This is a genomic window from Flavobacterium sp. P3_A6 (assembly GCF_056403035.1).
Map to the genome: position 1 here is coordinate 76199 of NZ_JBFUGG010000005.1, position 26935 is coordinate 103133.

A 26935-nucleotide genomic window follows, 5' to 3' on the forward strand; every position below is an offset into this window, starting at 1 on the left:
AGTATACTTGAATATATAATTTTTAATGTTCTGTTCTCCTGCATAATTTATATTGTTATTCTTAAACCATATTTTGGCTTTGTTTTACATCTAATTTTTCTCTACCTAAAATTCTCATTAAAAAATAATTGCCCTTCAAAATTCAATTTATTCTAATTTTCTTTTTATCGAAATATAATCTAAAACAATTCCAGTTTGATTTACCGAAATGGTCATTTTTTGTTTATTAGCAGCAGTAACCGAAAAAGGAACTTTTACAACTGCACTGTTCCGCAATACATTTTCTTTCCAGGTATTATCGCGGTCTTTGGTATTAATTAAAAATGATTTCGATTCATTTTCATTTATTCTAATGAAAACTTCCTGATCAAAATTATTTGAATGGGTTGGCAGAAAATGTACTTCTGCCTCATAATTTCCAGCATCTGAAACTTCAAATTCGTACGAAACAGAAGGCTTTGATTTCTTAAAATAATGCTGATTTAAAGGAAAAAGAGTCATCGCATTATTGCTGTAACCCAATCCGTTTATTGTTTTCCAATTATAATTTTCACTGTTTTGCACAGAGACAAACTGGTTAGCCTGAATTACAACAGCAGTATTTATTTTACTTTCTTCATTCGTCTTTGAATTTTTGACTACCGAATCAAAAACAGGCAGATTTCTCGGATGCATTGACATCATATTATTCCATTTCCCGCTGGTCATTTTCGTGTTATAAAAATCCGTAAGCTCTTTTATTTTTTCATAAGCTTCAGATGCCTGTTTATGGTATTTTTCTTTTTGAACCTCATCATTCGCCGTTGCTTCCAAATTCCAATAAAGAAATTTAAAATTCATATTTGCCGCCGCTTTTACAGGATAAACAACCAATTGAAACCAGGCATTTTTGCGCTCATTCGGTATTGAAGAAGATAAGTCATCCACTTTTTTTACCAAATTCTCATAAGCTTTGATTCTCTCCTCCATTTCTTGTTTTGTAAAATTAGAAGGTTTAATCTGAGTCGTAGGTTCGGTTTGGCTCCAGCCCATATATTCCGGTTTTCTGATAAAAGCTAAACGATAATATTCGGTCATTACAGAACTCAATTCGCTGGCAATCGCTGGCGCAAATTCTCTTGAAGCCCATCGTTCTAAATTTTTATTGATACCGTCAAACGGAATACTATTGATATTCCATGCTAAATCCATGAAAAACTCCATATTATATTCGCCTGGCTTGATATCACCCACGTTTACAATCCACATTTTTTTGGCACCGTTCTGGTAAGCTTTTGACATTTCGCTCCAAATTAACCCAGGCTGTGCAGTACTCAGCCAAAGATAATCATGAGGACGTCCCCAATAACTAAGATGGTAATACACACCACCGCCTCCAGCTCTTTTTTGCTCTTTTTCATTACTTAAACGGCGGATATAACCGTAATTATCATCTGGCCAGACCAGCGTAACATCATCTGGGACTTTGAGTCCGTTATCATACAATTCCAGCACTTCTTTATACGGAACGAAAACCTGCGGAATTTCATTTAGCGGTTTTTTAAAGGTATTCGACAGCATTTCGCGCTGAGTCCCGATTATTTTTCCAACCATAGAAATGGATTCTTCTACATTTTTGGCACCCTCCATTTTGCTGTCATGAACCCCTCTCATCCCCAATGTCATGACCACTTCATTATTAGCCGATTTTATTTCGTCTAAACGGTCCTGCCAATATTTATTTACTTGGTTACTGTTTGTAAAATAATTATAATCTCCAAAGCTTTTTTTCCATTCATCGACATTATTTCGAAGCATAGGTTCTGCATGAGAAGAACCAATTACCATGTGATATTTCTCGGCCATTTCTTTATTTCCGTTAATGGTAAAAAAACCTTTTGTACAGGGATGCATGGCTGGCCAGATTGTATTGGCTTTTAACCTCAACAGCAGCTGAAATATTTTCTCATACGTTTTTGGACCGATATCACCAGTTTCGGGCTCAAAAGTTTTCGCCGCCCAAGGCTGCAGTCCCCAATCTTCATCATTCAAAAATATTCCTCTGTATTGTACTGATGGCTTTTCGATTATTCCTTTTGACGGCAATTGAAGCACCAGTTCTTTTTTGGCAATCGGATTTACATCAGCCCACCATTTCCATGGTGAAACACCTAATTGTTCGGCAATTTCAAAAATGGCAAAAACAGTTCCCCTCACGTCACTTCCTGCAACTATTAGGTTTTGCTCTTCTTTTTTGATATAAAATTTCTCCCATTGATTCGCTAATTCTTTTTGAATGGTTTTAGACTGAAATAAAGAACTTGAAGCCTGACCAATATAAATTCCATTTTGAGAAATTTTGTTTGCAGTAACGACCTGTAATCTCTTTCCTGTAATTTCTTCCACATCAGAAACCAGCTCATTGACTGCCCAAAGCACCAATTTATCTGTTTTGGAGTCAATAAATACTGTTGTGCTTTCATTGGCTTTTACAATAGGAAAATCAATTGCTTTATTATTTTGACCAAAAATGGTATTAGTTAAAAAAGCAGTTATTGCAATTAAAAAAAAGAGTTGTTTTTTGAACATTGTACCTGTTATTTTTATTCTGATTTGCTTGTCTCTGCTATTTTTGGATCTTTCTTTATTTGAATATCCAATTCCTGTTTCATTTTCTCGAAGATTGTTTCATTTTGGGTCAAAACATTATTTTTTTCTTCAGGATCCTTTTCTATATTAAACAGTTCATAATCTGCAACCCCTTTTTTGGAGGGTTTATTTTGAATTAGTTTCCAAGGTTTTTGAATCAAACAAGCTTGTAAATGTCCTCGAATATAAAGAGAACGATTTTTAATTTCCTTGTTCTCTGCAATTTCATTCCATATATTTTGGCCTTCTACCGTTTGCGGTAATTTTTCAGCCCCAGCTAATCCTAAAATGGTAGGCAAAAAATCAATCACCGAAACATAGTCTGAGTTTTTATAATTTTTTAAATGGCCTTTCCAATACAACACACAAGGCACTCGTACTGCTCCTTCGTAATTTGAAGTTTTCCAATCACGCAATGGTGAATTATCTCCCAAAGTTGTGTTTGATCGATGTATTCCACCATATTCTTTTCTGGAATCCCAGTTTTCCATCGCTCCATTATCACTCATAAATATGATAAGCGTACTCTCATCTAAATTTTGTTTTTTTAAATTCTCTAATAAAATGCCAATACTGTGATCCAAATGCGCCATTGCAGCATCATAATCCCTGCGGGAACTGTCTTTGGCAATTTTGTTATAAGGAATCTTCCATTTTTCTTCTTCCTGCAAAGGAAAATGAGGCGCACTGTATGCCACCTGCAAATAGAAATTCTCCTTTTTATTACGAATTTCCGAGAGCCATTTAATAGATTCTTGAGTTACCAAATCGGTTGTATGACCTTTTTCATCAATGAATTTGCCATTTCTGTACCAGCTTTGATCACCGTTTTTGTATCGGTGTGTATATTGATCAATCTGTCCATGCAAAAAGCCATAGGAATAATCAAAACCGTACGCTTTTGGATTACTGCTTAACTGCAGGCCTAAATGCCATTTGCCAATAAGCGCAGTTTCATATCCGTTTTTCTTTAGTAATTGAGGGAGAGTAGGAATAGAATCCGGTAACTTCAATTCGCTTTTATCACTTATTGGGGCCAAAATCCCCATACGGCTGGCTGGTCTGCCCGTAAGCAATGCTGCCCGTGTAGGAGAACAAGTAGGGCTGACATAAAAACGGTTAAGCTGCACACCGTTTTTTGCCAGATTATCAATATTAGGCGTTTTTATTTCCGATCCATTATAGCCTACATCATTCCAGCCCATATCATCTGCAATAATAACAATGATATTAGGTTTACTTTCTTTCATTATTCTTTTTTGAGCATAAGTTCCTATACTGCTTAAAAATGCAAAAGCAGAATAAAAAAATATTTTTTTAGAATTCATCATTGAAAAAAATTTAAAGAATCAATAAAGTAAAAAAAGACTGTTTCACATTTGTGCAACAGTCTTTTATAAATTTTAAAATAACTAATCCACTAATTTACCATTAACTTTTACATTCTTAAAAGTTACGCCTTTAATCGCCGTTTTGTCAATCTCGCTGTTTTTGGATTCAATATTTAGATTCTCAAAAGTAAAATTGGATAAAAATATGTTCGGATCCTTTTGTACTTCGTAAAACTTGTCGCATTTTAAACTGATGTTACGCAAAGTTACATGCTCTCCATAAGAAGCAGGAGTATCTTTACGCCCTTTCATATCAAAAAACTGATTCCATTGATAAACCACTAATCCTTTTACAGCAGTTCCTTTAATGTTTTCAACCAAAATGTATTCGTATTTTTGAGGAGTATCCGGTCTCATTTTCAGCCACAGTAAACGTGATACATCTGTAACTGAACAATTACGCATGATTACATTTTTGTTATGTATAGATTCACTTCCATTTGTTAATGCCGAATGCGAGAATCCATAAGTACAGTCTTCTATAATAATATTTGTGTTTTCTCCATTTCCTTCTTCAGTATCTGCCCATGGCCCTTTTCCTCCTTTTAAAGCAATGGCATCATCATTAACCGACATATAGCATCTTTTTACCAGAAAATTAGAACACACATCAATGTCAATAGCATCGGTACTTGGCGCTTTCACTTTTTCATGCGGTGAAAAAATATAAAGATCAATCAATTTTACATTTGTACATTTATAAAAATGATTGGTCCAGAAACCCGAATTAATCAGCTTCACATCCTGAAACTGCACATTTTTAGAATTCCAGACAAAAACCAATCGCGGTCTTGAAACTTCTAAATTAGTGCATTTTGGATTTTCTTTACGTCTTGCCCAAAAAGCTTCATAATATTTATAACCATTACCATTTATTGTTCCTTTTCCAGAAATGGTAAATCCATCCAAGCCATAAGCATTGACTAATGCTGGAAAATAATCCAGGTTCTGCCCCTCCATACGTGAAGGCATGATTGGATAATTAGAAATATCATCCGAACCTTTTAAAACTCCTCCTTCTACAACGTGCAAATGCGTTTTTGGCTTAAAAAATAAAGCACCGCTCAAGAAAACTCCTTTTGGAATTATAATTACTCCTCCTCCATTTTCTGAAGCTTTATCAATTACTTTCTGAATAGCGGCAGTCTGAATTACAGTGCTGTCATTTTTCACCTCATAATCTGTAATAACATATTGCTTTCCTAATTTTTCTAATTTGATTTTAGACGAATCATTAAACCAAGCTGGAATCTTTGTTCCGTCAGGGAAAACATTTTTAGCGTTTTTTTGAGCTACCGAAATTTGATAAAATCCGATAACCATGACAATCAATGCGATACTTTTCTTCATTATATTAATTTAATTTTCAACTTTTTTATTTTCTTTTCAGCCATGTTTCAGGCACATTTATAATACAGATATTCAAGTTTTTATTATCCTCCGACAGCATTGCTGACTGAAACTGTATTTTCGTTCCTTCTCTGTTAAAAGTTGGATGTATATGATCTTTAGCTGTTTCTTTATGCCCTGTTGTGAGCATTAGTATTTCTTTTGTTTTTCGATCAATTAAATATAAACTTCTGGAAAAATCATCACCAGTCGCCCATCTCCCGTCAGCTGAACCATGAACGTGCCAAAAACCGCTGCCGCTGTTTGTCTGTCCGGCAATAATCATTTCTCTTGTTCTTAGATTAACTATTGCTAAACCTGTAGGTTTTTCACGAGTTCCAGATGCACCCCAATTACTTTCCTGTCCAGGATTTTCGGGATTTCTAACATCTTTACTGCCGTTTTCTTCAACAGGAACATCTTTTTGAACGTCAACTTTTCGGTGTCCCATTATTGCCATGGCAACTTCATCTTTTCCTATTACTGCTTCATGCGTAACCCACTCATAAGGAGCTTCTGGATACAATGGGCGTAAACCCGAACCATCTGCCATTACTGTCCAAGTGCGCTGCGGTGATTTACCTCCTGTTTCCCAGCAAAAAATAATTTCGTCAGCATTCCATGTATTCGATTGGATATGACCAATTTGAAAAGGAACAGAAACCACATGTTTGAACGCTCCCGTTTTCAAATTCATACTTCCGATTCCGCCTGGTCCAGCTCCCATATTTCGGGGACCAAAATTCTTTTCGAGCGTTACATTTTTATCCAAATATTTAAAAGCTTCATTTTTACCGACTCTAAAATAGACTTTCTCTTCATCTGCATCCAATGCCATGTCTCCGGAAGCTTCCATGTCGGACGGGCTTTTTCCGCAGACTCTTTCGTAAGCAGTGACAGCCTGCATTTTTCCAGATTTACTGTCTTTAAAAACTTTATCAAGATCCACTTCAATAATCTGCATAGCCTTTTCACCCACATCGCGCATAAAATAGACTTTCATTGATTTTTGAGCAATACAGAACGTCCCTGAATAACCGCCTTGAGTAACCTGAACTATTTCTCCTGATTTTTCATTAACCGCCATAATCTCGCCCTCAACACGATGAGAACGGAATAACACCCAATTACCATCAGAAGTCCATTGCGGATGGGTAGGATAAATTTTAGAATCTCCTTTTGATTTTGTTGTCAAAAAAGTGATTTCGTAGCCTGTTACCGGATCTTTTACAATCTTTTTTTCAGAAGGGAAGCGCTGTCCTATTTGACCAAAAACAGTAAAAGCACAGAGAATATTAAATGATAAAAATGCTGTTTTTAATTTCATCCTGATAAATATTATCCTTTATTTTTTAATTGTATAGAACTGTCATTTATCTCAAACTGACTATTATTCAACAGCGCAATCACTTCTGCACCAGCCAATAAAACCGGACCGTAGCCATGTGCAGCAAATACATTTATCGGACGGTAATAATAGAATGCCGGGTCAAAACCCATTCCTGTACCTACGCAGGTTCCTTCAACCTGGCCTTTGTCATTGACTTTTGACGCTACCGCATTCCAAGCTAACAAAACTGTGGGAGCATACGTCATTTTATCGACATATCCTCTATTAATAGCTCTTGCTATTGAATAAGCATATATTGCTGTCGCAGAAGTTTCTAAATAGGTATCATTCCTGTCAATTAACTGATGCCAGAAACCAGTTCCGTCTTGGTATTTTTGCAGTCCAGCGATATGAGCCTGCAATTGCGCCAATACTTTTGGATACCCTGGATGATTTTTTGGTAATGTTTCCAGCAATTCGACCATAGTCATAACTGCCCAGCCATTAGCTCTAGCCCAGTGAAACTGAGGATGCACCTGCATTGATTCTACCCATCCATGCATGTAAAGACCTTTTTCGGCATTAAACATACGTTGCGAAAATTGAGTCACTTGTTTTACGGCATCATCAAAATATTTTACATCCCCTGTATAACCGCCCATTTGCGCAAGCGCCGGAACGCTCATAAACATATCATCCAGCCATAGTGTGTTCATCTGTGGTCTGTTTCGTGCCAAAGTACCGTCACTCAAACGCTGCTGTTTTTGACTTATAAATGTAATTAGGTTATTTATTAGTGGGTCAATATTTGATGCTAAACCCATTTTTTTCGCTTTGATAAAAGCTGCACATAACGCTCCTGCATCATCCAAAGCATGTGGCTTGATTACCGAATGTATTGGAGAACCCTCAAGGTTTTTTTCATTTGTATTGGCATATAGATCCGCAATGAGCTGGAGTCTTTTGTTTACATAATTTTCGTAATTTTTATCAGAAGTCACCTGTGATGTCAAGAGCATTCCTGCATAAGTAACTCCCCATTCATAACTGGTAAGTCTAAACGCGCCTTTTTCAAAAGCAACATTGCCATCTATTTTTTTAAAATCGGTTACTTCTGAATTATCCTTTTTATTTACAACTTTTGAAGCGGTATTTGCTTCTAAAAAATTATAGACTTTATCTAAAACTGTTTTTACGTTTTCTTTTTGAGGAATAATATAAGGAGTTGGGTATACTGGCTGCAGCAAATGCAAAGGAGCAGTAGCGTCATTTGTTTGAGATTGCGCAATTGTAAATGCTCCCAAAAAAAATAAAACGAGAATCTGGTTTGGTTTTTTCATAATTCTTTAGATTAAATTATTTTTTTGATTAGTCCATTATTTTATTTCAAAATCGATTTTGGCTGAAAGCTGTTCGGCCAAAGCAGTAACATATTTAGCAAAATAAGCCGCGTCTTTAAAGTTTGGATCGGCGCTTAACTCCCAGCCTGCCACTGCATAATAACTGATCGGCTCATTATTTTTAACTGTCAGCTTAGCCAGATAAGAATCGGTTAGCTGTCCTGTTTTGAGAGCTTCGATATAGCCTTTGTATAACTTTTTTGGAACTATAATTGCTGTTCCTAATATCCATTGCTTTTCGTAAGTTAAATGTCCGTGCTGTATCAAACAGACAAAATCCCCCGACTCAATTTCCTTTAAAGGATTCGTGTTATTAATATTGGAAAGAGCAGCTAAAAACACTTCATTTCCCTGAAGTCCGTTTACCTTTACTGTATTTTTATATCCGTACATTCCCGGCCAGATTGAAGTTGTCTCCTGTACCTGATACTTTTTCCCGTTAATATCCCAATTGCGATAATTATAACTCAAAACCGAATTCACTGGTCCTTCACTTACAATTTTAAATGTTGTTGTTTCAATGTTATTTAAAGGTTCTTTTGCAGTAACCCCTAATCTTTTTATTTCATTATTTACCAGTAAAGCATAACCTCCCAAACCGGCTGAGTTTCCAACTGGAAAAATATCTCTTCCCCAATCGTACATTTGATGGTAATTATCTTCTACTGCACCTTTGCTGTTGATACCAACATCTTCTGGTGTAATGGCTGGGATTTTTTTACCAAAAACATCTTTGGCATTTCTTCCGTCTAAATAATGCCTGAATCCTACTTTGTCATTTTCCCAAGAGGGACCATCCGTCTGATAACGCTGATATCCAAGCGCTGTATGCACTTCATTAGCTGGCAATACTTCTTCTGCAGCGGGTTTTACTGGTTCATTTTTTCCGGCTCTTTTCCCAAAACGAACGCTTGTTCTTATGACAAATTTTGGATCAGTTACAGACCATTTTAATACTAACTCTTTTTTTTCTTTGGCAGTAAAATCAGCCGTCAAAAAGATTTCATCCCATTTTCCGTCCCCGTCAAGATCATTAAGCTGTGCAGGAATAGTATCCTTTTGCAGCAATATGATTGGATAATTAGCTGTATTTTTTACAAAAGGAAGAGTGCTTCTTTTAATTTCAACTGCCTTTTGCGACAAAGCAATATCCGAAGTATTTTTGAGAACAATTTTTACTGCAGTTCCTTTTTTTTGAGCCATACAGCTGTTCGCTAATAATACTGCAGCTGTTACTGTTAAACCAAATTGAATACTTTTTTTCATTTTATTGTTTTTATTAAAAAATATGATGGAACTGCTATTCAGAATCTTCGCATTTTCAAATTTGGATGTCTTTTTCACCAGTTAAAATAATCATGAAATACTGCTATKTTTATTTTAAAATTAATTTACAAAAAAAAAAAACGCTAAACCATAAAGATTATAGCGCTTAAAAAGAAGGCTCGTAAAAACTCCACTTATAGAATTAACTTTCTTTTTAAAAAATTTAAAACCACTAACTAAACCAAAACAACCGTGAAGAGTTATTAAACTAACATAGATTCAAATATATCTATTAAAGCGGGTAAGAGTGTCCTGTTGTATACTGCTACTGCCATTTTTTCGTGTGATCAATAAATTAATCCAAATGAAAAACTTCTTTTAACGAAGCCGAAAGCGGCGAATTATCCGGATTAGTCTCCATAATATCTCCCATATACGCCCACCATTTTTTTACAATAGGATGATTCGGCAAGAATGTTTCATCAAAATCAGGACTTAATTTTTGAACTGCAAAAAGAATAAGTGTTTCTTCATCTAAAAAAATACTGTAATCCTGAATTCCCGATTCGGATAGCAGCGATGCTAATTCCGGCCAAATTTCGTCGTGTCTCTTTTTGTATTCCGTTTCAAAACCTTTTTTTAATTTCATTTTGAAAGCATTTCTATACGTGTTTTTCATTTTTATGGCTGTTTTAAATTTATATAAACAGGATTATCCCTGTGGCAGACAATTTCGTCATTTTCTAATTCTAATTCGGCTATTTGGATTGAACTTCTTCTGGTCTCATAATTATCTTTCCCTTTATTTTCGGGAATTCTTCCAGGATGCGTAAAATAAAAAATATAGGCTTTGCCTCCATTTACGACTACATCAGCATGCCCGCCAATAACCTGATCATCGATTCCTGTACCTGGAATTTCGAGTATATTTTTTGACTGCCGTTTCCAATTGATAAAATCTTCTGACGAATATACACTTAGTCCTCGCCAAGTATCGCAAATCATCCAGTTTTTGCCTTTCCACTGAAAGACTTTTGGACCTTCTCCTCTTTCTTTTATTATTTTTTTTCCAGCATCTGTCCAATTATACAAATCGGGACTATCAGCATAATAAATGGATTTTCCCTCATTTTCATTATTGTAATACATGCGCCAAGTTCCATTGGGCAACCGAAAAACTGAAGCATCAATACATCGTTCTGATGCTAATTTTAGTTTTGACTCAAATTTCCAATCCATTAAATTTTTACTCGTCAGATGAATAATGTAACGCGGAAAATACCAGCCGTCAAAAATACCGGGAACAATTGTCAAATACATATGATATAACCCTTTATACTCAATAACATCGGGAGCCCAGTGAGTAATCTGCGGTAATTTGTAACCAATATTACAAGTGTCCTTATAGGTCCAATTTAGGCCGTTTTTTGATTCTGCAATTCCAATTCGAGTGCCATGAACCCAGCTAACTCCTTTTGCTGTAGCATCATTTGCCCTGCGGTTGGTGTAAAACATAAACCATTTTTTTTGTTTTTTGTTCCAAATAACTACCGGATCTGCCGCTCCGTCTAAAACAGGATCCCGAAATAACGGTTTACCGGCTGTATTCTGAGTCTTATTTTCAGTGTTCTGCCCATTAACAAAATGACAAAAAAACAGCAAAATTCCGAAAAAAATATTTTTAATTATAGCGTTCATAAATGTATAATTCATTTGGAAAAATCCTATTTCTGATTTTCCCAATTATCCGTTCTAAATGGTGATGCTGGTAGATTTTCGGTGTTGAATAAATTTGGATCAGGAACCGCTTTCCATGCAAACCGGACAGCTGTGGGCTTATTTACTTTTTCAGAAGAAACTACTACTGTTTTTCCTTTAATTTTAGCAGCAGCAGGATAAAAAACTTTGTCCTCGCCGGCAATTTCAAATTCTTTCAGAACATCACCTTTTTGCAGGAGTCCGGATTCAGCATGGTCAAAAAACAGCTGTATCTGCTTTTTATCTGCTTTCATGTGATTGTATATGGGACCTGAATACACGAGTTTATTTTCATTATAAGTCTGAGCACGGGCAATAAGTGATAGTCTGTAACCAACCGTCTGCTTATCTATCGGATGAATATTGGTTTCATTCCCAACATCTGTTGTAACCGCCATGCCGCTGTTTTTAATTTTATTCAAAGAAAGCAGCTGTGCCTCACGGATGTACGCATTCTGACCTTTGTGAGGCGCAATCTGAACATAATAAAACGGGAAATCACCTTGTTTCCAGTCGTCTCTCCAATTTTGCACCATTGCAGGAAACAGAGTTTGATACAGCTGTGCTTTTTCGGCATTACTTTCTCCTTGATACCAGATAACCCCTTTCATCGTATAATTAACTATTGGGTGCAACATGCCATTATACAAAACATACGGATATTTATTCTCATCCGTTTTCTTTGGTTTTTTTTGTTCTGTAGCTGCAGTTCCATTTTTCAAATTTGTATAATACGCTTCTAAGTCAGTATAATATTGCTTTTCTTTTTGAGCATTTTCTATCAGAATCGGAACTAAGTCTTTATTCTCTTCTAAAACTTTTGATGATGTCCAAGCTTCGGCTTTTGTTCCTCCCCAAGAAGTAGAAATCAAACCAATAGGAGTTTTGATATTTTGAAATAAATCACGTCCAAAAAAGTAGCCTACCGCCGAAAAATCATATACGTTTTCTGGAGAACATTCCTTCCAATTCCCTTTAACATCATCTAATGGTTTTTCAGAAGCTATAGTTGTTACCGTAAATAATCTGATTAATGGAAAATTAGCATTTTTAATTTCCTCTTCATAATTTTTCACTCCTGTTTTCCAAGTTCCCTCTTGTTTCCCAACAGGAAAGAACATGTTAGACTGCCCTGAACAAACCCAGACTTCTCCCAATAAAACATTATTAAGTACAATTTTGTTGGAAGCCTGCAGCGTAATAGTATATTTTTTCTCATCTGCTTTTGGAGTTGAAACCTGAACTTTCCAATTTCCTTTGGAATCAGCCTTTGTTTCAACTAATTCTGTCTGCCACCCTAATTGAATTTGAATGTTTTCATTTGGCGCAGCCCAGCCCCATAAATTTACTTTTGCATTTTGCTGCAAAACCATATTATCACTTACAAGTGCCGGTAATTTTATCTGCGCCTGCAGCAATTGACAAGCTATTATAAAACAAAAAAGGAACAGTTCTTTTTTAACCATTTTCATATCTTCTTTTTTACATTGAGTAGAGGATTTAAAAATACAGGACAACTTTTGATTAAGCGTCCTGTACTCTCCTGATTATAAAAAAACAAACCGCCTCAAATTTTGTTATGAGGCGGTTTATAATTTTTTATAAAATCAAAAATTAGTTATATCCTGGATTTTGCATTTCTTTTTTCTGAGCTGCTGATAAAGGAACTCCATTAGCATAAATTCCATCTAAGAAAGTTTGTGGAATTGGTCTCAAATTATGGAAATCTTTAATATTTAGAGCAGCTTCTGGATTATAAGCCTTCGCTCTAACTACTAAAGTCTTAGTTCTGCTTAAATCTTCCCAACGGTGAAACTCTCCGCAAAGTTCTCTAGCACGCTCATTCAAAACCAAACATAGCATTTTGTCATAATCGCTAGAGTAACCTAACTTTGCAATTACAGCTAGATCAGACGGAGGCAAAGCACTAATACTAGCTATGGCTAAACTTGTAGCTGTAGTTATTGGAGTTGTAATATTATTAGATTCATAATAAGAGTTTTCTGGGATATATGAAATCGGAATTCCTGCTTGCCCGCTAACCGTGTAAGCACCATTACCATCAGCATAAAGAGCACGATTTTCTCCAGCTTTGTAAGCGGCACGTGCACGGACAGTATTGATATAAGGAAGAGCATCTGCAAATGATCCTGATCCTGCTTTTGCTAGACGTACTTTAGCTTCGGCTGCCAACAAATAAGTTTCTGCCGAACGCGCCAATACCATATCGCGAGATCCTTTTGTAGTACTTACATCTACTCTGTTACCATCTAAGTGTTTGCTTAAAGATGGAAATCTTACATCAGCCATTAAACCCACTTTATCTGCTGCATAAGCTACATATACACTTGGAATAGTTTTCCCTTTGTAAAGTATTGCTGGATTGTCATTGTTTTTGGTTTTTGCAAAACGAGTATCTGCAGCATTATTGATAATATACATGATACCTAAATCTCCATTTTTATAAACTGCTCCAGAGGCATTGTTAACAATACTTTTGGTTTGAAAACTTTTCCAAAAACGAGAATCATTTACCTGGTCAAATACATCATACATAAAATAAGTAGGCGCCAAACGACTGAAAGGTCTTCCTCCTGCAAGGTTACGCTTCATTTGAGGCAACTGGTCGTAAGTAGAAAGAAAATGCAAGTGTTGTTGATTTCCTCCTGTCGTCAAAGCATTAGCATTAAACTGTGCTGACAAGATTAATTCAGAAACTTTTTCATTTGCACCGTCCGCTACCGTATAATTCCATAAGTCACCAAAATTTCCTGTCAATGGATGATGAGAAATAACCTCATCTGATAAAGTAACTACTTTTTGTAAATCAGCAGTTTTTGTTCCAGAATTCCAACTGTCATTAATTTCACTGGCACGGGCTAAATACGCTTTTGCCAAATAATGTGCAGCAGCATCTTTTGTAATTTTAGCTGGAAATCCTGCATTATCCAATAAATCGTACGCTTGTGTAAAATCTGCTATTACTTGATCCAAGACTGCTTGTGCAGTAGCTCTGGTAAATTCTCTTTCTACCGTCGTAGTCGAACCAGTAATTAATCTTAAAGGTACCCCTCCATATTGACTTTCTAATTTTAAATAATTGAAAGCTCTTAAAAAATATCCTTCACCCAATGCCCTTTTCTTGATAGCAGCGTTAGTGGATACAATTGCTGTAGCAGCTTCAATTAATTGATTGGCATTACCAATTCCGATATACAAATTGTCCCAATTGGTGTTAGCCGCAACAGTATTGGCATTAGAAACAGTTACAAAAGCCTGAAAACCTGAAGCATAAGAATTCCAAGTCCAGTTTGAAGGATCTCCTCCAGCATGAAATTCATCTGTACCTGATTCATTTGCAGTAAGTGCAACTTCAGTAGCTAATTCTGCTGCAAATACTTGGTAGTACGTTCCAACTGCTAAAGCTTGAATCCCTGTTTCGGTTTTATAATAATCCTTATTATAGGCTGTGGTCAATTCCTCATCTAGGAAATTATCACTACAAGAGCTGCCAAGAACCAATGTAGCTACTAGAGTTAAATGGATATATATATTTTTATAATTTTTCATAATTTATTGTATTAAAATTCAATTTTAGAATTGCACGTTTAATCCCATTGTAACTCCTCTGTTTGAAGCCGTTGTTTGCGTATCCAAATCAGTCCATTTAACTTTTGTAAATACCATACCAGGATTGTTTACTTGAAAATATAATCTCAGTTTGGAGAGTCCTATCTTTTGTGCTAATTCATCTGTGAAGTTATATCCTAATGAGATATTTCTCATTTTCAAGAACGAACCATTTCGATATCCTAAAATAGGATAGTATTGATCACCTGTTCCTGCTGAAGCAATTGGTTTTTGATATTCTGCGTTGGTGTTAATCTCTGTATAATAATTAATTTCTCTTTGACTAAGTCTTGCTCCTTGATTCTCACCACCTGTATCATAAATATATCCCATTTTACCATATACAAAGAATGACAATGAGAAATTTTTGTAATTAAAAGTATTTGTTAATCCTGCTATGTATTTTGGATCTTTATTACCTATTATCACACGGTCATTGTTGGCATCAATTTTATAATCACCATTTTGATCAACAGGTCTTGCATTTCCAACAGTAAATCCAGCTCCATTAGCATTGAATTTTGCCATTTCAGCTGCATCTTCTGTTTTCCAAATTCCATTTGATGCGAATCCATAAATTGAATTTTGAGATTGGCCTATAAACAAGTTATTGTTGATGTCATCAAATTTACCATTCTGTAAGGCAACTATATGACTTTTTTGATAAGAACCGCTAAAGTTAGAACTCCACTCAAAGTCTTTTGCTTTAACATTGATAGTATTCAAAGTAAGCTCAACACCATTTCCTTTTGTTTCTCCAACGTTTTGATACGTGTCTTTATATCCAAGAACAGTAGGCACACTGCTTTTTAATAATAAATCGGTGGTTGTACTTGTATAATATTCCAAAGCACCCGAAACTCTATTGTTAATTATAGAAAAATCCAAACCGTAATTAAACTGTGAAGTTTTCTCCCAGCCTAATGCTAAATTTTCTAAAGAAGTGTTGTTTAGAACTCCTGAAAGAGTTCCATAAAGCACTCCAGTTAGGGAAGGTTGAGTTGCATAAGCAGGTATTGCAGCATTTCCTGTAACACCATATCCTACTCTTAATTTTAATGAATTAATCCATTCCGCTTTTTGCATAAATGACTCTTTGTCTATACGCCAAGCAGCAGATGCACTCGGAAAATCAGCATTTTTATTTCCAGCAGCTAATTGTGATGCCCCATCTCGACGGTAGGAAGCTGTTAACAAGTATTTGTCTGCATAGCCATAATTTATTCTAGCCATATATGACAATAGTCCTGTTTCAATCAATCCTGTAGAATAACCTGAAAGTGATGGTACATTAGAAGGAGTTAATGCATTCCATTTATTAGCAGGGTTTGGAATACCAGTAGCAGACATAGAACTTCCTTCATTTTTATATTGTGTCTGACTCGCCAATAAGGTTAACCCAAAATCATGATTACCAACAGTTTTGTTATAAAAAATCAAATTGTCTAACGTATAAGAAATAGTTTGCTCAGTGGTTAAGGAAGCAAAATTTGTTCCAGCTCGAACAGCAGACTTAGCATCTAAGTAAACTCCATCTCGGAAAGAGGTCAAATCTGGACCAAAATTAAGACGGTATTTTAAACCATCAAGCGCTGAGGAAATTGCTCCCAAGTCAAACTGAGTATATAAACTACCAAAAGCACGAATACTTGCACGCTGATCTTGTGAGTATTTATATTCATCAACAGGCGTTCTAATGGCTGTATCTCCTCCTGGGTTATCAATTCTGTTTCCATTGGCATCATAAGGAACTGTATAAGGAAGATTTGTGCGGGCAGAAGCATATATTCCAGTAGAACTTGTAACTGCATTCCTTCCTGTGTTGGATTGTCCATATTCATTAATACTATAACTAGTATTAAGGTTAATTCCCATAGAGAACCATTTGGTTGGCGTAATATCTACATTAGCATTACCGCTGTAGCGTTTATAGCCTTGACCATAAAGAGTTCCTGTATTGTCTAAGTACCCAAAAGAACCATAGGCTTTCATTTTTTCAGTACCTCCACTAACACTTAAGTTATGTTGTTGGGTAATTCCTGTACGGGTAACAAATTTTGTCCAATCTGTAGTTGCTACTTTAGAGCCATCCCAAGTGGTAGTAATGTTCCCATTAGCATCTTTCCATCCTTTTTCGATATTTGCCCAAGCTGATGGATCAGCAGACGCTAAGAAAATAGTTTTGTCGTTTGCAATAGTTGGTGCATCTCCTCTTGGAACAGTAGCTGGTTTTTCATAATACTTTGCCCAACGACGAAAGTTAATATATTCTGCCGAATTCATATTAGGAGCATTCTCATGTATTGTTTCTGTAACGATAGAAGAGTCATAATTTATGGTGAATCTTCCATTTTTTCCTTTTTTTGTTGTTATAATAATTACTCCGTTAGCACCTCTAGAACCATAAATGGCAGTTGCCGAAGCGTCTTTTAAGACATCAATTGCTTCAATATCATTAGGGTTTAAAAAATCAATCCCACCCGAATTTGGATCAACACTGATTTTTCCTGCTGAATCAGTAACAAGTCTTGTATTCATTGGAATCCCATCTACTATATAAAGAGGAGCATTTGAAGCTGAAATTGATCGAGCTCCACGAATAGTAACACTTCCTACCTGTCCAGGACGTTCGTTTGAGCCAATATCAACCCCTGCAGCTTTTCCCTGCATAGACTGAACTGCGTTTACTACTGGTCTAGAAGTAATTTCAGCCGAATTCATGCTTACTGTAGAACCTGTCAGATCTTTTTTCTTCCTTACTCCATAACCTACAACAACCACTTCATTTAAAGTATTATCAACTTCTTTTAATGAGACATCGTAAGTTCCTGCATCACCAACAGTCCTTTCTTCTGCTTTAAAACCTACAAAGCTAAAAACAAGGATAGATCCCTTTGGAACATTTATAGAATATGATCCGTCAATATCAGTACTAGTACCGTTTTTGGAATTCTTAATATTCACATTTGCTCCTGGTACAGGAATTCCTGACGCATCTTTCACCGTCCCCTTTACAGTTTTATTCTGCGCATAAAGAGATGAATCCAGCAACGAAATCACCGCAATAATGAGCAGAAAAATTAATTTGTTTTTCATAAAAGTTAAATTTTAGTTAATTAGTTAATTCAAATTTATCCAGAACACTTTCATGCACTATCCTGTACTATCCTGTATTTACATTTGCAGATAAATAATTATCAGTGATTTATAAAATTATTATTGGATTTTTATCTTTTATACACTGTGCAATCGATTGAATTGAAACTAAATACCAAAAAATATGTTAAAAAAATACATAATCATAAAAAATTATACTTTTTTAAATTATTTATGTTTTTTTATTCACAAAAAAATATCATACTGAAAATTTCATCATAAAATCATTATGTTTTTTAAAACATAAATCAATTTCAGCGATATCTTTTATGACTTTAAACTCATACAAACTATATCAAGTTAATATATTAATTAGAATTGAATGGCCTATCGTCAAATGTATTTATAGACAATAAAACAAAATCGGATTCAGCAGCATCACAAGACTTAATCGAAATATTACCGACATATATCCGTAGCAGAAATAAAGAAAAGAAAAATTAAGTTTTTCGCGATATTGGGAAATATTAAAAACTTAACAGCAGTGCTTTGAAGTACACACTGGAAAAAACAACATATTAAAAACCTAATTATAAGCATAAAAAAAGGCTGTCTAAATTAGACAGCCTTTCTTGTATTTAAAAAAACTAAACAGATTAATTATAACCTGGATTTTGCCAAGCCGCTTTTTGCGCAGCTGTTAAATTAGTACCATCTTCATTCAATAATCCATCAATAAATGATTGCGGAATTGGACGCAACTCATGCTTATTCGCACTAATTAATGTTGCATCTGGATTGAAGGCTTTAGCTCTTGCAATCAAAGTCCCTGTACGAGATAAAGTTTCCCAACGATCCCATTCACCCAATGACTCACGAGTACGTTCGTCTAGAAGGAAATGCAATGCACGTTGATAATCTCCTGAAGCTCCAATTCTAGAAAGAATGATTTCATCTTCTGAAGGCAAATTAGCTGGAAATGATTTCAAAGTCAAATCAGACGCCGCTGTTGTAAGCGCTATTTGAGGATTAGACAAATAATACGTATTCATATCTAAATTAGAATTAATGTAATTAGTTGCTGCCGTTCCTACATTTAAAGGATTATTTTTAAATGCAAGAGATCCATCGCTATAGAACGATCTGTTTTCTCCATTTTTCCATTGTGCACGTGCTCTAACAACATTGATATCATTCATTGCTTGAGCATACTGTCCTAAACGCACATAACATTCTGCACGTATCAAAAATGTCTCTGCCAAACGAGCCATAATTACATCACGGTTTGCGTTAGCTCTTTCTGCATTACGTGAACCATCGTCTGTTTTATTTATTCCTGCAAAGAAATTACATTTAGCCTGATTTCCAAATGATGAAGCTACATAATTACCATTTTGGTACAATACTAAAGAATTAGGAACAAATTGTCCTTTTGTAGTGGTTAATGCACCTGTAGTTGCTGTTTGACGGCTACCTACAGTCCATGCCGCTAAACGGCCTGCATCATCTTTCCAGTTTGGATTTTGTGTAGCAGCACAACCAAACTTATAAGAATCATAAGTATGGTCATTTTTATCATTAAGAATCATCACAATACCAGGATCACCTAATTTCACTCCAAGACCAGCAGTCTTTACTGCATTTGTTCCGTAAACTGTTTTGAAAGTTTTCCACATACGAGCATCGTTAACGTGATCAAAAACAGAATAAGCATACTCTGTAGGACGACAAGCTTGAAAATCCATAGACCCTATCCAAACACCACGCGCTACCCATCCTCCAGAAAAACTTGAGAATTGAGGTGTAAAAGAAGGTCCAGTTTGATTTCCAAAACGACCTGCTGTTGTGGCATCTGCATTAAAACCAGCAGCCATTAATATTTCGTCTAATTGCTCATTTGGACAATCAACCCCTGTCCAATTTGCATATAAATCACTATAATTTGCAGTTAATTTTCCACCACGAGCACCAATTGCATATGTTGTAACATCAATAGCTTCTTTCAAATCTGCATCCTTATATTGAGCATTCCAAGCAGCACATCTTTCAGATGAACGGAAAAGCAACGCTTTTGCTAAAAAGTGAGCAGCCGTAGCTTTTGTCCAAGTAATTCCTTTACCATAAGTATAAACTTCTCCAGAAAAATTCTTGTATGCATTTCTTAAATCTGAAATAACTTGTGCCCAAGATTCCTCTTCAGTCGAACGTTTAAAATTACGTACTACAGTTACAATCGGTTCATTTTGAAGAACTATACCACCATATTGAGCAGTAAGACGATAGTAATTGTAACCACGCATAAAATAAGCATGCGCTAAACAACGATTTCGAATAACTGGATCAGCTATTACTTTATCTGCTTTAGCGATAATCGTATTAGCAGATGCAATTCCAAAATACATCTCATCCCAAAGTGCTGCAGGAGAAGTAGCATTAGCATTAGCGGCTCCTGTTGCTACCGAAGCACCTACAGGCCCTAAACGACTATCATAGGTATTCCACATTTCATTAGTCAAATCATTACCTGTAGTAAATTCGTCACATCCTAAACTCGTTATAGCATGTGACCAGCCAAATCCAAAATGCCAACGAATATTACCATAAAGAGATTGCGATAAATCTACAAGACCTGCTTGGGTATCAAAATAATTAGTAGCATACTGAGAATTTAAATCTTCGTCAAGAAAATCATTTGAACAAGAGCTTATTGACACTCCTATGAGTATCAATAAACCAAATCCTATATTTCTAATATTTTTCATTTTTAAAATTTTTAAACGTTATTTATTAAAATCCAACTTCAAGACCGAAAACAAAACTACGGTTGTAGTATGTGTTGTTCACATCAAAATCATACCAATCTACTGCTTGATAGATACTTCCTGGATTAACCGCTTGTGCATACAATTTCAAATGAGACAAACCAACCTTAGAATTCAATTCTTTAGGAAAGTTGTAACCTAGTGATATGTTGCGAATTTTTACAAAACCAGCATTTTTAAACCCTAAGAGACCAGAATAACTATCTAATGAACCTGAAGTTGCTTGTCCTAAAATTGGTTTTTGATATTCTGCTCCAGTGTTATCAGGTGTCCAATAATCGATTTCACGTTGATTACTGTGAGCAGTCATTGCTTCTCCTCCTAATGATGCTACGTACCCCATACGCCCATAAAGATTTATCCCTAAATCAAAACCTTTAAAACTAAAAGTGTTATTCCAACCCATTGTCCAGTTTGGATTACTATTTCCTAAAATAACTCTATCATCTGCTGTCATTTTATAATCTCCATTTTGATCTTTAGGACGTACTTTCCCTGGAGAGAATTTCTCACCGTTAGCATTCCATTTAGCTATTTCAGCTTGATCTTCTGGAGTATCTTGCCATAATCCTAAATTATCATAACCATAACGCACCGCTAAAGACTCACCAATAAACCAAGCATTGTCAACCATATCATTTTTACCATAAGCCAACTCTACAATTTTATCTTTTTGCCAAGCCCCATTTAAGTTAGACTCCCAAACAAACCCACCAGCAGTTTGTACCGGAATAAAATTAAGCGTCAACTCAATACCGTGGTTTTCAGTTTTACCAACATTTGCAAAAGTAGTAGGAAATCCTGTCAATGTTGGAATATTCATTTGCATAATCAAATCATTTGTAAACGAAGCGTATGCCTCCAAACTACCACTAATACGATTATCTAAAACCCCAAAATCAAGACCTACATTGTACTGAGTAGTTTTTTCCCAACCCAATTCTGAGTTAGCCATCCCTGTTAAATTTTTAGTATAATATGGCTCATTAGTCGTGTAGGCCAATTCATTACTAATTCCATTGAAAGGCAAGTAAATACCTGTAATAGCTCCTTTTGTTGCATAAGGATCAACTGAAGAGTTTCCAGTTGTACCCACTCCAAAACGAAGTTTCAAATTGTTAATCCATTTTGTGTCTTCCATGAATGACTCTCTATCTATACGCCAAGCCAAAGCTGCTGATGGAAAAAAGTCCCATTTATGACCTTCTGCTAGCTGAGATGCTCCATCCCAACGTCCAGACATCGTTAACAAGAAACGACTATCATAACCATAGTTCAAGCGAACCATATAAGAACTAAGCTGACGTTCTGTAAGACCAGAATCTACACTCGCTTTATTAGCAGCATTTGTTAAATCTACTGTATCAAAAGCATTCCATAAAAACGCAGGGTTTGGAATATTATTAGCACTCATTGCTGAGCTTTCAGTATTCCATGCAGAAGCTGTTTGAAGTAAAGTAAATCCAACTTTATGCTTTTCTGCAAAAGTGCGATCATAAACCAACATATTATCCAAAGTCCATGACAAGTCACGACGATTTTGAAGACGCGCATAATTAGTTCCTGCAGAACCATCCGCATTTATTTTTAATGAAGAAGTACCGTCGATATAAACACCTTCTCTCCAGTGTCTAAAATCAGGGCCAAAATTCATTTTATAACTAAGTCCTTTTACAGGAGCCCAAATTTTACCAAAGTCTAAGGTCGCAGCAAAACTTGCCAAAACACGCATAGTTTGTGAATCCTGTTGGCTTTTATTCCACTCATCCATAATAGTATAAACACTATTTTCTCCACCAGGGTTAATAACTAAATTTCCATTTGGATAATAAGGTACAGCTATATTGTAAATAGATTTAGCAGCCCCATAAATAGCATCAGGAGTTGAACTACTTCTTGCCCCCAAAGTTGACATTCCGTATTCCTGCTCACTCCAAGAAACATTAAACGAAGCATTAAAATTAAACCAATCTGTTGGTTTTAAATTTGCACTCAATTTTGCAGTATAACGATCATAAGACTGCCCTTTTTGAGTACCTTGATTACTTAAATAACCAAAAGAACCATAAGCATTTACTTTATCAGATCCACCACTTGCACTCAAAACACGCTCATTAACAATACCTGTTTGAGTTACATAATCAGTCCAATTTGTATTAGTTACCTTAGAAGGATCCCAGCTTCCGCTTTCCCAACCTTTTAATACATTATCTCTAGAGGTTTCACCGTCTAAAGGGCTGCCAAAGATTAATTTGTCATTAGCCAATGTTGGAGACTTAGGACTTGCGTAAGTTGTTTTTGAACCAGGTTCAAAGTTAAGGTTATAAGCTGCTTGTCTTCTAAAATCGATAAAATCAGAAGCACTCATTGAAGGAGCACGATCTATAATATCCGACACAGTAACAGTTTCAACATAATCTAAACTGAACTTACCAGACTTCCCTTGTTTAGTCGTTACAATAACAACACCATTAGCCCCTCTAGAACCGTATATAGCTGTTGCAGAGGCATCTTTAAGAATATCAATCGATTCGATATCTCTCGGGTTAATTGTTTCAATACCAGAAGCAGACATCAACGGCACACCATCTACAACATACAATGGCGTGTTACTAGCTGTCAATGAACGATTTCCACGAATACGAACAGATCCTACAGTTCCAGGACGCTCACTTGAGGTAATATCTACCCCAGCCGCTTTACCTTGAAGTGCTTCCATTGCACTCGACACAGGTCTTGAACCCAACAATTCAGCATTTATACTCACTACAGACCCTGTTACATCTTTCTTTTTAACAGTACCGTATCCAATAACTACAACTTCATTAAGAACTGCACTCTCTTCTCTTAAAGTCACATTAAGAGCATCTGAAGCATCAACGACTCTCTCTATTGTTTTTGTTCCCGTAAAACTAAAAACTAAAATGTCTCCCACTTTAGCATCAATAGAATAATGACCGTCAAAGTCAGAACTTATTCCTTTTTTTAATCCCTTAATTACAACATTTGCTCCAGGAATTGGTAATCCAGTTGGGTCTGTAATTACTCCTTTTATGGTCTTATTCTGCGCATATGTTACCGTTTGTAACAAAGCAAACAAAACCATAAAAACCCAAAGACTTGTTTTATTTTTCATAAAAAGTTAAATATAGGTTAATATTAATCCTCAAAATTATTTATCCTTATAATGCTTCCTATCCTGCAGTATCCTGCAAGATGACTACATTTTATTGTATAAAAATTCATAATAAATACAAATTGAATGTTAAAATATTCATAATAAGTCACTTAGATACAGTTAAAGATTATTTAAGAAAAAATATTTTTTTTAAATAATTTCATAAAATATTGATTACAAAAAAAAGAAATTTTACGAAAGTCTCAATTTCGCCAAACAGGACGCAACAGGACACCTATTAGAATACATAATTCTATTTTTACGTTTCTTTATATCCTAAATTCATTCAAAAACTAATTAGCCACAAATGATACTTAAAAAAGCTAGTTTATTTACAGTAATTGCACTGACATTTATTTCTATAACTTCTGGACAAACTGTATCTAAATTTCGTTTGCAGGAAATAAGCAATACAAATCAGCCTTGGGCACGATGGTGGTGGATGGGAAATGCTGTTGACAAACCCGGTCTGAAAAAAAGTTTAATTGATTTTCACAAAGCGGGAATCGGCGGTGTAGAAATCACTCCTATCTATGGTGTAAAAGGCGAAGAGAATAACTTCATTGATTATTTGTCGCCAAAATATATGGAAATGTTAGGCTATACTGTAAAAATTGCAGACAGTTTGAGTATGCAGGTCGACATGGTTCTTGGAACGGGCTGGCCTTATGGCGGACCGCAAGTTACGCTTCCTTATGCAGCAACTAAATTAGTCATAGAAAAATATCAAGTTCAAAAAAACGAACTTTTTAATAAAGAAATAAAAGCTGATCCTGAAAAGGAAAAAATACCAGCACAATTAATATCGGTTTCGGCTTATGGAGACGACGGTTCTTATTTAGACCTGACGAGTCAATTAAACGGATATGTCCTGAATTGGAAAGCCAAAAAGAAAAACTATACCCTGTATGCTGTTTTTGCCGGCAAAACAGGACAGCAGGTAAAGCGTGCGGCGCCAGGCGGCAAAGGATATACCTTAGATCATTATTCTCAAGACGCTCTCAATGCTTATGTAGTCCCTTTTGACAAAGCATTAACAGGATTTGAAGGCAAATTACGTGCAATTTTTAACGATAGCTATGAAGTATACGGGACTGATTTCACTCCTTTATTTCTTCAGAAATTCGAGAAACGTAGAGGGTACGATTTAAAAAAGCACCTCCCACAGTTGTTAAGCGAGAACGATAATGAAATAGGCAATAGAATAAAAAGTGATTATAGAGAAACCATTTCTGATTTGTTACTAAATAAATTTGATCTGCCTTGGACAAAATGGGCAAACAGCAAAAACTACAAAACCAAATTACAGGCACATGGCTCCCCTGGAAATTTAATCGATTTATATGCCTCCGCCGATATTCCAGAATGCGAAACCTTTGGCTCTATGCCTTATGACATTCCTGGTTTCAGACGTGAAAAGCAAGATATCCGCGAAGGCGATGCTGATCCTGTAATGCTGAAATTTTCATCATCTGCCGCACACATTTCAGGAAAACCATTAGTATCTTCAGAATCATTTACATGGCTGAGAGAACACTTCAAAACTGCCTTATCACAATGTAAGCCCGAAGTAGAAGATTTGTTTTTAAACGGAGTCAATCATGCCTTTTTACATGGTTCTACATACTCTCCAACCAGAGCAGCGTGGCCAGGATGGGAGTTTTATGCTTCTGTAAATTTTAACAGCAACAACACTATTTGGGAAGACGCTTCAAGCTTATTTTCATATATCGCCAATTGCCAGTCATTATTGCAGCAGGGAAAACCGGACAACGAAATTTTACTGTACTGGCCTATCTATGACACTTGGAACAAATACAATAACGGTTCTTTATTTTTGCAGTTCAAAATCCATTCTTTATCCGAATGGCTTTACGGAACTTCATTTTATGATACTACAAAAAACTTAATGAGCAAAGGATACGGCGTCGATTTCATTTCGGATGCCTTTATAAAACAGGCAGCTGTAAAAGACGGGGCAATTATTTTGCCGGGCGGGAGTTTCAAGTCGCTGGTTGTACCTGTCTGTAAAACAATGCCGTTGGAAACATTAAAAAAGTTGATTGATTTAAAGAAAAACGGTGCCAAAATTATTTTTGAAAGTCTGCCAGAATCAGTTCCTGGATTTAATGAATATGAAAAACAAAACACAGAGCTTCAAAAATTAATAACTGAGAATAAAGACTTAACTCAACCTGTTTCAGACATCGTACAAAGTTTGAGCTCAGAAAATATCATCCCTGAAAGCTTGGTCAATACAGGACTAAAATTCACAAGAAGAACCCTAGATAATGAAAAACTGTACTATTTAGTCAATCATACCAACAAAACTATTGACGGAATGATTCCATTGCAAATTGGCAATAAAGAAGTGGTTATTTATGATCCGTTAACTAATCAATATGGCAATGCAATCGTTCAAAAATCGGATAATCAAACATTGGTAAAATTACATATCGAAGCAGGAAAATCATTGATGCTGATTACAGAGAAGATGCCAACTGTACAAAAATGGAATTATTGGGAAACAGCATCTGCAGCAATTCCTTTAAACGGAAAATGGCAATTGAATTTTGACAAAGGAGGCCCTGAACTTCCACAGCCAGCCACTTTAACAGCTCTGGAATCCTGGACAAAATTATCACCGCAAGCCGAAGCTTTTTCTGGTTCTGCTACTTATACTTTACAATTCGACAGTCCAAAAGTTATTGCAGACAATTGGAATTTAGATCTTGGCGATGTTCGCGAAAGCGCTAAAGTGTGGTTAAACGGCACCTATATTGGTACGGCTTGGTCTGTTCCTTATCAATTAAATATTGGTAAATTGAAACCTGGTAAAAACGAACTTAAAATTCAAGTCACTAATTTGGGAGCCAACAGAGTCCGCGATATGGAACTCAAAGGAATAGAATGGAAAATATTTTATGAAATCAATATGGTTGACAAAGATTATAAAAAATTTGACGCGACCAAATGGGATCTAACTCCTTCCGGATTATTAGGTCCAGTTTCTATTACTCCATTAAAAAATGAAATCAAGAATTAAA

At 35.7% G+C, this 26935-nt stretch carries 14 protein-coding genes; 1 reads left to right on the forward strand and 13 read right to left on the reverse strand.

Annotation, left to right across the window (positions count from 1 at the left end):
• Positions 1-147: 147 nt before the first annotated feature.
• From AC1DVP_RS06885 to AC1DVP_RS06945, 13 genes are all read right to left on the reverse strand, one after another.
• Positions 148-2568: a glycosyl hydrolase 115 family protein gene (locus AC1DVP_RS06885; protein WP_477182762.1), complete on the reverse strand. Its 2421-nt coding sequence runs from the start codon at positions 2566-2568 to the stop codon at positions 148-150.
• A 14-nt stretch (positions 2569-2582) separates the two neighbouring features.
• On the reverse strand, positions 2583-3959 hold the full coding sequence (locus AC1DVP_RS06890; protein WP_477182763.1) for a sulfatase-like hydrolase/transferase: 1377 nt from the start codon (positions 3957-3959) through the stop codon (positions 2583-2585).
• 81 nt (positions 3960-4040) lie between these two features.
• A complete protein-coding gene (locus AC1DVP_RS06895; RefSeq protein ID WP_477182764.1) occupies positions 4041-5369 on the reverse strand; it encodes a rhamnogalacturonidase in 1329 nt (442 codons plus the stop codon).
• 25 nt (positions 5370-5394) lie between these two features.
• A complete protein-coding gene (locus AC1DVP_RS06900) occupies positions 5395-6735 on the reverse strand; it encodes a TolB-like translocation protein (RefSeq protein ID WP_477182765.1) in 1341 nt (446 codons plus the stop codon).
• Between the two features lie 11 nt (positions 6736-6746).
• On the reverse strand, positions 6747-8078 hold the full coding sequence (locus AC1DVP_RS06905; RefSeq protein ID WP_477182766.1) for a glycoside hydrolase family 88/105 protein: 1332 nt from the start codon (positions 8076-8078) through the stop codon (positions 6747-6749).
• Positions 8079-8114: 36 nt separating this feature from the next.
• Entirely contained in the window at positions 8115-9404 is a 1290-nt protein-coding gene (locus AC1DVP_RS06910) for a DUF4861 domain-containing protein (protein ID WP_477182767.1), read from the reverse strand.
• 355 nt (positions 9405-9759) lie between these two features.
• A complete protein-coding gene (rhaM, locus tag AC1DVP_RS06915) occupies positions 9760-10083 on the reverse strand; it encodes an L-rhamnose mutarotase (RefSeq protein ID WP_477182768.1) in 324 nt (107 codons plus the stop codon).
• 2 nt (positions 10084-10085) lie between these two features.
• Positions 10086-11102 (reverse strand): family 43 glycosylhydrolase, encoded by a 1017-nt coding sequence (locus AC1DVP_RS06920; protein WP_477182769.1) that lies wholly within the window; start codon positions 11100-11102, stop codon positions 10086-10088.
• Between the two features lie 26 nt (positions 11103-11128).
• Positions 11129-12634, reverse strand: a complete 1506-nt coding sequence (locus tag AC1DVP_RS06925) for a sialate O-acetylesterase (RefSeq protein ID WP_477182770.1) — start codon at positions 12632-12634, stop codon at positions 11129-11131.
• A gap of 142 nt (positions 12635-12776) precedes the next feature.
• The gene (locus AC1DVP_RS06930) at positions 12777-14732 is read right to left on the reverse strand and encodes a RagB/SusD family nutrient uptake outer membrane protein (protein WP_477182771.1); all 1956 of its coding nucleotides are present in this window, start codon (positions 14730-14732) and stop codon (positions 12777-12779) included.
• A 24-nt stretch (positions 14733-14756) separates the two neighbouring features.
• Positions 14757-17888, reverse strand: a complete 3132-nt coding sequence (locus AC1DVP_RS06935) for a SusC/RagA family TonB-linked outer membrane protein (RefSeq protein ID WP_477182772.1) — start codon at positions 17886-17888, stop codon at positions 14757-14759.
• 656 nt (positions 17889-18544) lie between these two features.
• A complete protein-coding gene (locus tag AC1DVP_RS06940; RefSeq protein WP_477182773.1) occupies positions 18545-20650 on the reverse strand; it encodes a RagB/SusD family nutrient uptake outer membrane protein in 2106 nt (701 codons plus the stop codon).
• Between the two features lie 25 nt (positions 20651-20675).
• A complete protein-coding gene (locus AC1DVP_RS06945; protein ID WP_477182774.1) occupies positions 20676-23846 on the reverse strand; it encodes a SusC/RagA family TonB-linked outer membrane protein in 3171 nt (1056 codons plus the stop codon).
• Positions 23847-24195: 349 nt separating this feature from the next.
• Between AC1DVP_RS06945 and AC1DVP_RS06950 the strand changes: the two genes are divergently transcribed.
• Positions 24196-26934 (forward strand): glycosyl hydrolase, encoded by a 2739-nt coding sequence (locus AC1DVP_RS06950; protein WP_477182775.1) that lies wholly within the window; start codon positions 24196-24198, stop codon positions 26932-26934.
• Position 26935 lies beyond the last annotated feature (1 nt).

Bases quoted from the DNA above. Each gene is read 5' to 3' on its own strand.
- AC1DVP_RS06885 (WP_477182762.1), bottom strand. From the start codon at position 2,568: ATGTTCAAAAAACAACTCTTTTTTTTAATTGCAATAACTGCTTTTTTA.
- AC1DVP_RS06890 (WP_477182763.1), bottom strand. From the start codon at position 3,959: ATGATGAATTCTAAAAAAATATTTTTTTATTCTGCTTTTGCATTTTTA.
- AC1DVP_RS06895 (WP_477182764.1), bottom strand. From the start codon at position 5,369: ATGAAGAAAAGTATCGCATTGATTGTCATGGTTATCGGATTTTATCAA.
- AC1DVP_RS06900 (WP_477182765.1), bottom strand. From the start codon at position 6,735: ATGAAATTAAAAACAGCATTTTTATCATTTAATATTCTCTGTGCTTTT.
- AC1DVP_RS06905 (WP_477182766.1), bottom strand. From the start codon at position 8,078: ATGAAAAAACCAAACCAGATTCTCGTTTTATTTTTTTTGGGAGCATTT.
- AC1DVP_RS06910 (WP_477182767.1), bottom strand. From the start codon at position 9,404: ATGAAAAAAAGTATTCAATTTGGTTTAACAGTAACAGCTGCAGTATTA.
- rhaM (WP_477182768.1), bottom strand. From the start codon at position 10,083: ATGAAAAACACGTATAGAAATGCTTTCAAAATGAAATTAAAAAAAGGT.
- AC1DVP_RS06920 (WP_477182769.1), bottom strand. From the start codon at position 11,102: ATGAACGCTATAATTAAAAATATTTTTTTCGGAATTTTGCTGTTTTTT.
- AC1DVP_RS06925 (WP_477182770.1), bottom strand. From the start codon at position 12,634: ATGAAAATGGTTAAAAAAGAACTGTTCCTTTTTTGTTTTATAATAGCT.
- AC1DVP_RS06930 (WP_477182771.1), bottom strand. From the start codon at position 14,732: ATGAAAAATTATAAAAATATATATATCCATTTAACTCTAGTAGCTACA.
- AC1DVP_RS06935 (WP_477182772.1), bottom strand. From the start codon at position 17,888: ATGAAAAACAAATTAATTTTTCTGCTCATTATTGCGGTGATTTCGTTG.
- AC1DVP_RS06940 (WP_477182773.1), bottom strand. From the start codon at position 20,650: ATGAAAAATATTAGAAATATAGGATTTGGTTTATTGATACTCATAGGA.
- AC1DVP_RS06945 (WP_477182774.1), bottom strand. From the start codon at position 23,846: ATGAAAAATAAAACAAGTCTTTGGGTTTTTATGGTTTTGTTTGCTTTG.
- AC1DVP_RS06950 (WP_477182775.1), top strand. From the start codon at position 24,196: ATGATACTTAAAAAAGCTAGTTTATTTACAGTAATTGCACTGACATTT.